Origin of the sequence: Streptomyces sp. NRRL F-5650 (assembly GCF_000721365.1) — a bacterium.
GTDB lineage: Bacteria > Actinomycetota > Actinomycetes > Streptomycetales > Streptomycetaceae > Streptomyces > Streptomyces ardesiacus.
This window is the reverse complement of record NZ_JOGV01000088.1, coordinates 1-8,869: the sequence shown is the minus strand read 5'-3', so window position 1 is coordinate 8,869 and position 8,869 is coordinate 1. Positions and strand designations below refer to the sequence as shown.

Sequence of the window (8,869 nt, the reverse complement as noted above, 5' to 3'; positions counted from 1 at the left end):
GGAGCTGGGTCCCTCCGGACCGCTGACCGCGATGGTGGAGGAGGTGCTCGACCACACCGGCACCGAAGCCGTCTGCGTCGCGGCCCTGCACCCCGGACGTCCGGACGCCGAGGCCCTGGCGCGCGCGCTCGGCCGTGTCCACGTGAGCGGCACGGCGGTCGACTGGACGGGCCCCTACACCGGGACCGGCGCCCGCCGGGTGGACCTGCCCACCTACGCCTTCCAGCACAAGCGGTACTGGCTCGACTCCCTGGCCACCGGTGCCGGTGACCCCGCCGGCCTCGGCCTCACCGCGACCGGGCACCCGCTGCTCGGAGCCGGGGTGCCGCTGCCCGGCTCGGACGGCTTCCTGTTCACCGGCAGGCTCTCCCTGGCGGCCCAGCCCTGGATCGCGCACCACGCGCTGCTGGGCACCGCCCTCCTGCCGGGCACCGCGTTCGCGGAACTGGCGCTGCACGCCGGCGCCCAGGTCGGCTGCGAACAGATCGAGGAACTCACCCTGGAGGCCCCGCTGACCCTGGGCGAACAGGGCGGGCGCGCGGTCCAGGTGGTCGTCTCAGGACCCGATGACTCCGGCCGGCGCAGCCTCACCGTCCACTCCCGTCCCGACGACGCGGACGACGGCGAGCCGTGGCTGCGCAACGCCACCGGCGTGCTCCGGGAGCGCGAGGGGGCCGAACCCGCCGCCATGACGGAGACGTGGCCTCCGGCCGGCTCGGCACGCATCGACGTCGACGACTTCTACGCGACCATGGCCGAGGCCGGTTTCACCTACGGGCCGGTGTTCCAGGGCCTGCGCGCCCTGTGGACCAGGGACGGGGAACTGTTCGCCGAGGTCCGGCTCCCGCAGGAGGCGGGGGACGCGGACGACGGGTTCGGCGTGCACCCGGCACTGCTGGACGCGGCCCTGCAACCGCTGGCGCTCGGCGTCCTGGGCGACACCGCCGGCCGCGAGCCGGTGAAGGGCGGCATGCCCTTCGTGTGGACCGGGGTGGAGCTGCACGCCACCCACGCCACCGTCGCCCGGGTCCACCTGGCCCCTCACGGACGCAGCGAGGTGTCCGTGACCGTGACCGACGACGCCGGGCTGCCGGTCGCGACCGTCGGCTCCCTCGCGATGCGGGACCCCGCGCTGGAGCAGTTCACCGCCTCGGCGCCGAGGCAGGACGCCCTGTTCGGCCTGAAGTGGACCACCCTGCCCCTGGACTCCCGGGACGCCGCCGGCGAGTGGGCGATGCTGGGGTTCGACCCGCTGGAGATCCGGCCGCGTCTGGTGACGGCGGGCCTCACCGGCACGCCCTACCTCGACCCGCAGTCCCTGACCGACAGCCTGGAGGCGGGCGTGCCCGCACCCGAGGTGGTCGCCATGTGCTGCGTCGGCGGCGACCAGGGCGGCGTCGTCGCGGCCACCCACGACGTCGTGCGCAGGGTGCTGGAGGTGCTCCACCACTGGCTGGCCGACGCCCGGCTCACGGCATCCCGGCTGGTGCTGCTCACCCGCGGCGCCGTCGCCGCGGACGACGCGGACCGTACCGGGGACCCGGCGGCCGCAGCGGTGTGGGGCCTGGTGCGTGCCGCGCAGTCGGAACACCCGGACCGGATCGTGCTCGTCGACCTCGACGACGACCCGGCGTCCTACCGCGCGCTGCCCGCCGCGCTCGCCACCGGCGAACCCCAACTCGCGCTGCGCGCCGGAACCGCGAGCGTGCCGAGGCTGGCCCGGCACACCGCCGCGCCCCGCACCGAACCCGGCTTCGGACCCGACGGCACCGTACTGGTCACCGGCGGCACCGGCGCGCTGGGCGCCGTGGTCGCCCGCCACCTCGTGGCCTCCCACGGCGTACGGCACCTGATCCTGGCCAGCCGCAGCGGCGACGACGCGCCCGGCGCACCCGAACTGCGGGCCGAACTGACCGGACTGGGCGCCGACGTACGGATCGCGGCCTGCGACGTCGCCGACCGCGACGCCCTCGCCGCCCTCCTGCGCGGCATCCCCGCCGACCGGCCACTGACCGGCGTCGTCCACACCGCGGGCGTGCTGGCCGACGCCACCGTCGAAACGCTCACCCCGGACGCGCTCGACACGGTACTGCGGGCCAAGGCCGACGCCGCCTGGCACCTGCACGAGCTGACCGAGGGAGCGCCCCTGCGGGAATTCGTGCTGTTCTCCTCCGCCGCCGGACTGCTCGGCAGCCGGGGGCAGGCCAACTACGCCGCCGCCAACGCCTTCCTGGACGCCCTGGCCGCCCACCGGCGCGACGCCGGGCTGCCCGGCACCGCGCTGGCCTGGGGCTGGTGGGAGCAGCCCGGCGGCATGGGGGCCGGACTCGGACGGGCCGAACGCACCCGGATGGCCCGCGGCGGGGTCGGCCCCTTCACGGCGGAGACGGGCACGGCGGTCCTCGACCAGGCCCTCGCCGCGGGCACCGACCCGCTCCTGGTGCCGATCCGGCTGAACACCACCGCCGCACGGGCGGCCGACGAACAGCAGGTGCCCCCGCTGCTGCGCGGCCTGGTCCGGGCCCCGCGGCGCCGCGCCGCCCGGTCGGACACGCGGGCCACCTCCCGGCTGCACGAGCGGTTGGCGGGAGCGGCCGAGGCCGAGCGGCTGACCGTCCTGACGGACCTGGTGCGCGGCGAGGTCGCCGACGTACTCGGCCACGGCGGAGCCGAAGAGGTCGGTGACGGCGACGGGTTCGTGGAACTGGGTTTCGACTCGCTGACCTCGGTGGAGCTGCGCAACCGGCTCAACGAGCGCACCGGGCTCCGCCTGCCGTCCACGGTCGTCTTCGACCACCCCACGCCCGCCGAACTAGCCGCCGCCGTCAGCGCCGAACTGCACACCGCGGGCCCCCGCCCGACGGCCGCGCCCGGGGCCCCCGCGGGCGGCCCGGACCGGGAGGCCCCCGAAGCGGGCGGCACCGCACGCAACGACGATCTCGCCGTAGTCAACGGTGTGGAGGCGCTGTACCGGCGGGCGGTGGAACTGGGCCGGCTGGACATCGGCCACATCGTGCTGCGCAACTCCGTGGACCTGCGGCCCAGCTTCCGCGACCCCGGCGAGGTGGGCAACGGCCCCGCCCTCGTCAGGCTCGGAGAGGGCGACCGGCACCCCAAGCTCATCGGGTTCCCCTCGCAGTCCGTGTGGGCGAGCAACCAGGAACTCGTCGCCATGGCGGCACCGCTGCGCGGCCTGCGGGACGTGTGGTCGCTGATGCTGCCCGGCTTCGTCACCGGACAGCCGGTCGCCGCCGACGTGGACGCGGCCGCCGACTACGCCGTACGCCTCATCGAGGAACTGGTCGGCGACGAGCCGTTCGCGGTGACCGGGCGGTCCTCCGGCGCCCGCGTCGCCCACGAGGTGGCGGCCCGCCTGGAGGAGCGCGGCCGGGCCCCGCAGGGCCTGGTGCTGATCGACAGCTACCTCGCGGGCTATGACGCCACCTCCTACATCACGCCCGTACTGGAGGCGAAGTCCCTGGACCTGGAGAAGGACTTCGGCCGGATGACCGGGACCCGGCTGACGGCGATGGCCGCGTACTTCGGGATGTTCGAGCACTGGCGGCCCCGGGAGATCGCCACCCCGACCCTGCTGGTGCGGGCCTCCGAGTGCTACGGCCTGGAACCCGGGCAGGAGCAGCCGCCCGCCGAGCAGTGGCAGGCCGCGTGGCCGCTGCCGCACGACGCCGTCGACGTGCCGGGCAACCACTACACGATGCTGGAGGGCCACGGGGAGGTGACCGCGGCGGCCGTGCACGAGTGGCTGACCCGGCGGGAGCGGTAGCCCGCCCCGGCGGAACGCACACCGGACACGACGGACGGGCCGCGACCCCCGGAGAGGGGGATCGCGGCCCGTCCGTCGTGCGGCGCGGCCGGCTACCAGGTGATGGGCAGGCTCTCCAGGCCGCGGATGATCGAGGCGCTCTTGAGCCGCAGCTCCGACTCCGGGACCGCCAGCCGCACCGACGGCAGACGCTCCAGGATCGCCTTGAACGCCTCCTGCAGCTCGATACGGGCCAGTTGCGCACCCAGGCAGTAGTGGATGCCGGCACCGAACGCCAGGTGGGGATTGTGCTCCCGGGACAGGTCCAGCCGCTCCCCGTCCGCGAAGACCTCGGGGTCCCGGTTGGCGGTGGCCACCGCGGGCAGGACGACGGCGCCGGCCGGCAGTACCTTGCCGTTGCTCAGCTCCACCTCGGCGGTGGTCAGCCGGGGGATGATGCCGCCGGTCGTGGTCAGCGGCACGAACCGCAGCAGCTCGTCGACGGCTCGCGGCAGCGCCTCCGGGTTCGCGCGCAGCTCCGCGAGCTGCCCGGGGTCGTTCAGCAGGTGCACCAGGAACATGCTGATCTGGTTGGCGGTCGTCTCGTGCCCGGCGCTGAGGATGCCGATGCTCAGCGCGGTGATCTCCCGGTCGGTGAGCGTGGGATCCTCCTCGCTCACCTTGATCAGCGCCGTGATCAGGTCCTCGGCCGGCTCCGCCCGCTTGGCGGCGATCAGCTCACCGAAGTACCCCACCAGGGCGACCGTCGCGGCTTCCTTCTCCACGACCTGGCTCCAGTCCCCGAGCAGGGCGTTGGACCAGGCGTGGAAGGTGTCCTGGTCCTCGGCCGGCACCCCGAGCAGCTCGCAGATCACCCGGACCGGCAGCGGCACCGAGAACGCCTTGACTAGGTCGACCGGTCGGGGCTGATCCTCCAGCTCGTCCAGCAGCTCGGCGACGATCTCGGCGACACGGGGCCGCAACTGCTCGATGTTGCGCGCGGTGAACGCCTTGGTGACCAGCTTGCGCAGCCGGGTGTGCTCCGGCGCGTCCATGCCGACCAGCGACTCGTTCATCAGCTTGCCGGTCTCGGTCTCCGCCATGCCCGCCGCGGCGCTGGCCATGACCTTGCTGCTGAACCGGGAGTCGACGAGCACCTTGCGGACGTCGGCGTGCCTGGTCACCATCCAGCCGGAGATACCGTCGGGGAACTTCACCTCCACCACGGACTCGCCGTCCCGGATCTCCGCCAGCTCGGGCGGCAGTTCACGCACCGAGGGCGGATCGGGGAAGGGGAACGCTATGGGCTCGGACGGCGCTTCGGCCATGACATGCTCTCCTGACTCGTGGGAATGCCGGCACTGGTGGAGACGCCGGCACTCGTGGGTTCTCAACACGCGTAAGGGCGGATCAACGGCTTTCTCGCAGGCTATGCACGCCCAGCCCCTAGACCCGCCCCCTAATGGACCCCACTCGCCGTCCGGCCGGTGCCCGGCACCGGGCGGACGGCGCGTGGGGGCGTCGCGTCACTGCGACGTCGTGCCCCTGGCCATCGCCAGGAGTTCCGCCACGTCCATGGACTTGATCTCCTCGCTGCGGTCGGCGACCGCCCCGGGCCCGGCCGCCGCCGGGCCGTCACCGGCCAGGGCGAGCAGCGGATCGAGAAGGCCGTGCTCCCGCAGCCGGTCCAGCGGAATCGACGCCAGGGCCCGCCGTATGGCGGCGTCGCGGCCGGTCCCGGGCGGGCCGGCCGCCGGTGCCGCGCCGTCCGGGCTCAGCCGGCTCGCGAGCAGGGACACCAGCTCGCCCAGCGTCGGATAGTCGAAGACCAGGCTCACGGGCAGCCGCAGCCCGGTCGCCGCGTTGAGCTGGTTGCGCAGCTCCACGGCGGTGAGCGAGGTGAACCCGAGGTCGCGGAAGGGCCGGTTTGTCTCGATCCCCTCCGGGGAGCCGAGTCCGAGCACCGTGGCGATCCGCTCGCGCACCAGCGAGTACAGCGCCTCCTGCCGCTCGGCCGGCGTCAGCCGCGCGAGGCGGTGCCGCAGCCCGGCCCCCGCGTCCTGGGCCGCTGCCCGCGCCGACCGCCGCGCCGGCACCCGGAACAGGCCCCGCAGCACCGGAGGCAGGGAACCGGCCGCGGCCTGGGCGCGCAGCGCGGCACCGTTCAGCCGGGCCGGGAAGAGCACCGGCTCGGCGCTGTGCCAGCCGAGGTCGAACAGGTCCAGGCCCTCCGCGGTGGGCAGCGCGGACACCCCGCGCATGGGCGTGCCCGCCGAGGACGCCTCGGTGAGACCGCCGCCCATGCCGCGCTCGGTCTCCCACAGCCCCCAGGCCAGCGACGTCGCGGCCAGGCCGCGCCCGCGCCGGTGTCGGGCCAGCGCGTCGAGGAACGTGTTGGCCGCCGCGTAGTTGCCCTGGCCGGTACCGCCGAGGGTGCCCGCGATCGACGAGAACAGTACGAAGGCCGACAGGTCCAGACCGGCCGTCAGCTCGTGCAGATGCACCGCGGCGTCCACCTTGGGGCGGAACACCCGGTCGATCAGCTCGGGAGTCAGAGCGGCCAGCAGCGCGTTCTCGGCGGTGCCGGCGCAGTGCACCACCGCGGTCAGCGGATGCTCGGCCGGAATGCGGCCCAGCACCTGCGCGAGTGCCCCCCGGTCCGCCGCGTCGCACGCCACCAGGGTCGCCGTCGCACCCAGCTCGCCGAGCCGGGCGAGCAGTTCGGCGGCGCCCTCCGCGTCCCGGCCGCGCCGGCCGACCAGCAGCAGACGCCGTACGCCGTGCCGCTCGGCCAGTCGGGTCGCCACCAGCGAGCCGAGCCCGCCGGTCGCGCCCGTCACCAGGACGGTGCCCGCCGGATCGAGCGCGTCCAGTCCCGTGCCGGGCACCTCGTCCGGCGTCCCGGCGGCCGGGACCCGGGCCAGCCGCGGCACCAGGGCGGTGCCCCGCCGCAGGGCGATCTCGGCTTCTCCGGACGCGACCGCGCCCGGCAGGGCCGCCACCGACTCGGGGGTGTCGTCGAGGTCCAGCAGTACGAACCGGCCCGGGTTCTCCGACTGGACCGAACGCACCAGCCCCCACAGGGCGGCGGAGCCGAGCCCGTCCACCGCGTCCGCGGGCGAGGTGCCCACGGCGTGCGCGGTGGCCACGACCAGCGGCACCGCCGCCAGCCGCTCGTCGAGATCCTCCGAGACCCACGCCCGCGCCGCCGCCAGGACTGCTTCCGCGCGCTCCCGGGCCAGGGCCGGGAGGCCGCTCGGGTCCTTCGGGTCACCGGCCGTCAGGTCCAGGACGACGAACGCGGGCGGCGGGCCGTCCGCGGCCGGTGACGCGGTCAGCTCGGCCAGGTCGGCGTGCCGGACGGCTCCGCCGCCGGGGACCGCCCACCGTGCCGCCGCGTCCGGGGCCGCGCCCAGGACCGCCCAGGCGGCGGCGTCGGGCGCGGGCAGCGCGAGCGGCGTCCATTCCATGCCGTACAGCGCGGGGTGGGCTGCGGCGCGTCCGGTGTCCGGGGCGGTGGTGTCCACCGGCCGCAGCAGCAGCGAACCGACCGTGGCCACCGGAGCGCCGGTGCCGTCCACGGCACGCAGGGCGACCGCGTTCTCCCCGGCGGGGGAGAGGGTCACGTGCAGGGCGGTGGCCCCGGTGGCGTGCAGCGACACCTCGTTCCAGGCGAACGGGCGCAACGGGGGCCCGTCGGCACCGAACAGCCCGCCCAGACCCACTGCGTGCAACGCCGCGTCCAGCAGCGCCGGATGCAGGAGGTAGGCGCCCGCCTCCTCGTGCAGCTCCTGCGGCAGACGGACCTCCGCGAAGACCTCCCGGCCTCGCGACCAGGCCGCCCGCAGACCGTGGAAGGCCGGCCCGTACGCGAACGGGCCGTCGCCCAGCCGCTCGTAGAGCCCGTCCACGTCCAGCCGCTCCGCACCCTGCGGCGGCCACAGCGCGGCAGCCTCGGGGCCCGCGTCGGCGGCGGAGCCGGGGCCGGCAGCGGTGGGGGAGAGGACGCCGGTGGCGTGCCGGGTCCAGGTTCCGCGAGAGACGCCGTCGTCGGAGCGGGCGAAGAAGCCGATCTCCCGCCGCCCGGTCCCGTCCGGCGCGTCCACGGTGAGCTGGAGGTCCAGGTCGCCGGTCTCGGGCAGCAGGAGCGGAGCCTGCATGGTCAGCTCCTCGACGTGCGGGCATTCCACGAGGTCGCCCGCCGCCACCGCCAGCTCGACGAACGCCGTCCCCGGCAGCGGAACGGCGCCCATGACACGGTGGTCGGCCAGCCAGGGGTGGGCGCGCAGCGAGAGCCGACCGGTGAGGATGAGGCCGTCGGACTCCGCCGGCTCCACCGTGGCCCCGAGCAGCGGATGCCCGGGGGAGCGCAGCCCGGCGGCGGTCACGTCCCCGGAACCGGCGGCCGGCGGGCGCAGCCAGTACCGCTGCCGCTGGAAGGCGTAGGTCGGCAGGTCCACGGGACGGGCGCCGGTGCCCCGGAAGAGCCGCGTCCAGTCCACGGGGGCGCCGGCCGTGTACGCCTCGGCCAGCGACGCCAGCAGCCGGCCTGCGCCCGCGTCGTCGCGGCGCACCGAGCCGGAGACGTGGGCCGTGACGCCCATGTTGTCGATGATCTCCTGTACGGCCATGACGACCACCGGGTGCGGACTGACCTCCAGGAGCGTGCGGTTGCCGTCTTCGACCGCGGTGCGCACGGCGGCCTCGAAGGCGACCCGCTCACGCATGTTCCGCAGCCAGTACGCGGCGTCCAGGCCCGTGGTGTCGGTCTGCTCGCCGGTCACGGTGGAGTAGAACGCGACGGACGACGACTGCGGCGTGATGCCCGCCAGTTCGGCCAGCAGGTCGTCGTTCAGCGCGTCCACCTGCGCCGAGTGCGAGGCGTAGTCCACCGCGATCCGGCGGGCGCGTATCCCCGCCGCCTCGCACTCCGCCAGCAACGCGTCCAACGCCTCGACCTCGCCCGACACCACCACCGACGACGGACCGTTCACCGCCGCCACCCCCACCCGCCCCTCAAAACGAGCCAGACGCTCCTCCACCTCCACCACCGACAACCCCACCGAACCCATACCCCCCCGCCCCGACAACCTCTCCCCCACCAGC

The 8,869-nt window shown here is 75.1% G+C and carries 3 protein-coding genes; 1 reads left to right on the top strand and 2 read right to left on the bottom strand.

Translation table 11 applies throughout. The features are described from left to right. Positions 1 to 3,784: type I polyketide synthase (locus tag IG88_RS0137100; protein ID WP_158854213.1), on the top strand; the 3,784-nt coding region annotated here is incomplete at its 5' end. A 92-nt stretch (positions 3,785 to 3,876) separates the two neighbouring features. On the opposite strand, the gene IG88_RS0137095 is transcribed toward IG88_RS0137100, so the two are convergent. Next, positions 3,877 to 5,091: a cytochrome P450 gene (locus IG88_RS0137095; RefSeq protein ID WP_031051059.1), complete on the bottom strand. Its 1,215-nt coding sequence runs from the start codon at positions 5,089 to 5,091 to the stop codon at positions 3,877 to 3,879. A gap of 198 nt (positions 5,092 to 5,289) precedes the next feature. Continuing rightward, the gene (locus IG88_RS0137090) at positions 5,290 to 8,865 is read right to left on the bottom strand and encodes an SDR family NAD(P)-dependent oxidoreductase (protein WP_234332475.1); all 3,576 of its coding nucleotides are present in this window, start codon (positions 8,863 to 8,865) and stop codon (positions 5,290 to 5,292) included. Positions 8,866 to 8,869: the final 4 nt, after the last annotated feature.